1 protein-coding gene is annotated in these 229 nt (G+C 44.5%); it reads left to right on the top strand.

The window, feature by feature from the left end; genetic code table 11:
* Positions 1-229: substrate-binding domain-containing protein (locus AAEY93_RS21220; protein WP_351079757.1), on the top strand; the 229-nt coding region annotated here is incomplete at both ends.

Genomic DNA, 229 nt, shown 5'->3' with positions numbered 1-229 from the left:
CTTTGCAGCCAGCGATTTAATAGCCATTGGTGCAATACGCGCACTCAAAGAAGCCGGTATTAGCGTACCAAAAGATGTTGCCGTAATAGGTTTCGATAACATCGCCATTGCCAGCTATACCAACCCACCTTTAACCACGGTAGAACAAAACACCACAGTAGCCGGACAAATGTTGGTAGAAAATCTATTAAAACTAATTCGAGGCGAAGCAGTACAAAGCACCCTACTC

This window comes from Shewanella sp. CAL98-MNA-CIBAN-0140 (assembly GCF_040309905.1).
In the GTDB taxonomy this organism is placed as follows: domain Bacteria; phylum Pseudomonadota; class Gammaproteobacteria; order Enterobacterales; family Shewanellaceae; genus Shewanella; species Shewanella psychromarinicola.
The sequence above is the reverse complement of the archived record's forward strand: the minus strand, read 5'-3'. Positions and strand labels throughout refer to the sequence as shown.